Here is a 2,838-nt window from a genome sequence, read left to right on the forward strand (position 1 = left end):
GATGTTCAGGAAGGATGAAGGAATGTCGTGGTTTTCATTGGCGCATTTTTCGGGCAGCGATGCGGGCAGGCCGTCTGACGGTTCGTAGGGGTTGAAGCGGCGCAGGTGGCCCTGTTCGCTGACTTCGTAGGCATGCCAGACCTGCTGGTCCAGCAGCACATACAGGTAACCCATGCGCAAGGTGCGCAGGCCCATCTTGGCTGTAACGTGCAGGCTACCGGCGACGGTGGTGACGCAACCTGGGCGCGCATCCGGCACCAGGGCGCGGCGCAGCGGCAGGATCGGCAGGCCCTGGCGCTCGCAGGACATGCACTGGTCGTGCGGCAGCCCGGCTTCGGCTGCCGCAATGGCGATACGTTGGCTGAGGGTCATAAGCGCCTCTCGGCTTCAGGTAGGGGATCGATCAGATGGCACCATTGCGCCTCGGAGTAGCGGGCGAGCATCGGGGCGAGCGGTCGGTGATCGCCGACGGCGGCGTCTACCATCCTGCGCACCGCGGCAACGGTATGGAGCCTGGGGTGGATGCACAGGTGATGGAGGGCAAACACCACAATGTCTTCCTGTGTGCTCAAGCCCAGTCCGCGAGCGTCATCGATATGGTTGGATACACGCACGGCGGCAAATGGCGGTATCTGGCAATGGCTCGCGTCGTGCGAGCCCGCGCGCAACACTCTCCACATAGCCAGCACTTGCTCGATCAACGGCACGTCATCCTGGATGCGCCGGGCAGGCCCCGGCAAAGGATGGCGCTGCCCGCCTTGCCCTTTCAGGCTCGACAATCTGCCGCCACTGCTCAGGAACAGCCAGTTGCTGACCGGCCACCACGGGCCTTGCTCGACCCGTTCAAACGTTGCTGCAAGCAATTCCAGGCGAACAGGTTCGTAGACCGGATAGAAGCTGAACGCCCGCTCGGCATTGGGTATTCGACACAGGGCCGAGACATGGGCGGCTAGGGTGACCGGCGCAGCCTCACTGAACAGCCAGCCGCTCAGGTAGCGACGGCGCTGATGCAGCCCTCTTCGCGCTGTGCGCGCGGTCAGCTCCAGCAGCGTGCGGCTGGGCATCGCTCCGGGTGAGGCCAGGCATACCAGTACCGGGTGCAGGTGGGGTGCATGGGCCAGATCAGCCCTGTACACTCGGGTCAACGCGGCCTCGCCCAACGCTTCGCGCAGTTGTGCAAGCAGTGCATGGTCGCTTCTACCCGCGATGGCAAGGGGGTCTATCAGTACATGACAATGCAGGTGCGCCGCATGGTGCCCTTCTATGATGTTGGCCAAGGCCTCGCTACTCATCACGACTTGGCCTCGCACTGGTTGCTGGCGTCAGGCGTAAGCTCAAGTGGCTCGCTACTGGCGTTCCCTTCGCCAGTCGCCTTGGTCTGCCCCTGTAGGTCGAGTGTCAAGCCGCTGATGGTAATGCCCTGGGCATCCAGCACGATGCTGGCGCCAGGGCTTCTGAACTCGATGCGTTCACTGGCCAGCAACTGATAGACCGTCGTGCGTTGTTGCACCCCCTGCCCGACGCTGATCGATTGAGCCCCTTTGATCACAAGCTCGCTGTTGTTGCCGATGACAACCCGCTGGTTGGCCCCCGTTGTCTGGCTGCGGTTGTTGCCCACTTGTTCGTTCAGGTCATGCTTGATGTCCACGCGGCTGTTTTGCCCAATGACCTGGGTATGGTCACGGGCCGTGTCCTGGCGGAAGTTGCTGCCGATGCTCAGTTGCTCATCATTACCGACCTGCTCCACGCGATTGCGCCCAATAGTCGTGGTTTCGTCATTGCCCACCACATTGACCTGGTTCCTTTGGGCATGGATGAACACTTCTTCTTTGCCCAGTTCATCCTCGAAACGCAGCTCGTTAAAACCATCGCCCTTATGGGTCTGGCTCTTGATGGTCATCCGCGTCTTGTGCTTGGGCAGGTCATACGGCGGCAGCTGATTGCCACAGTAGGTGCGCCCGGTGATCATCGGCTGGTCCGGGTCGGCGTCGACGTACTGGATGATCACGTCCTGGCCAATGCGCGGAATGGCCATCGAACCCCAGCTGCCGCCGGCCCAGCCTTGCGACACGCGTACCCAGCAGGAACTGAACTCGTTGTCCTGACTTTCCCGGTCCCAGGGGAAGCTGACCTTCACCCGGCCCCATGGGTCGCAGTAGATCTCCTCGCCCCTGGGCCCCACCACCGTTGCCATCTGCGGGCCGTCGATGCGCGGCTTGGGCAACGGCGCCGGGCGCCATTCGGTTCTGCCGGGCACCAGCACAGCCTTCTGGCAGTAGCGGGTACCTTGCCGGGCACCTGCAGCTTCCTCCTGAAGGCTGGTGAACTGGGTGCCTTCGTGGTGCACGCGGCTTACCCGCCAATGCCTGTTCAGGTCTTCGCGCGGGTGCCCGATCAGGGTGAAGCTCAGCCCCGGTTGCGGGCGCACATCGTCGCCTTCCACCTCGGCCATGCGAGCGTCATGGCGCCAGGCTGTGATGCGGGTGGCGGTGAAGGGGGCGCCGACGGCCTCGCGCTTGTAGCGACCGGGGTAGTCGAAGCGCTCGTACGTGGTGGACTGGTGCCTGAGGTCGCTGCCCTCGGCACGCTGCTCCTGGCGGTAGGCCGGGTGGGTGAAGGTGTAGTCGCGCTGCACCTGGCGCGCGGTACGTACCTGCTCGCTGTAACGCAGGCGGCGCAGGCACGGCCTGGCCTGATCGCCGCCGCTGTTGGCGTGGTACAGCACCTGGTTGGGGTCGGTGTCGTCCGGCTCGAAAAAGCCTTCGTCATCGTCATCGGGCTTGATGGCGCCCTGGCTGAGCTGCCCCAGCCCCAGCAGCCGGTCGGTGATGAGCAGCT

General features: G+C 63.8%; 3 protein-coding genes. All 3 read right to left on the reverse strand.

The annotated features are described in order from the left end of the window. A partial coding sequence (locus ACK1VC_RS28730; RefSeq protein WP_449118181.1) for a toxin VasX occupies positions 1-372 on the reverse strand: 372 nt, incomplete at its 3' end. Continuing rightward, complete coding sequence (locus ACK1VC_RS28735; protein WP_191087663.1) at positions 369-1,292, reverse strand: hypothetical protein; 924 nt, start codon at positions 1,290-1,292, stop codon at positions 369-371. The genes ACK1VC_RS28735 and ACK1VC_RS28730, both read right to left, overlap by 4 nt. After that, on the reverse strand, positions 1,292-2,838 hold a 1,547-nt coding region (locus ACK1VC_RS28740), incomplete at its 5' end, for a type VI secretion system Vgr family protein (protein WP_449118182.1). The genes ACK1VC_RS28735 and ACK1VC_RS28740, both read right to left, overlap by 1 nt.

Source organism: Pseudomonas sp. XP2, assembly GCF_053557975.1.

Coding starts and splice junctions, on each gene's coding strand:
- ACK1VC_RS28735 (WP_191087663.1), bottom strand. CDS start 1,292: ATGAGTAGCGAGGCCTTGGCCAACATCATAGAAGGGCACCATGCGGCG.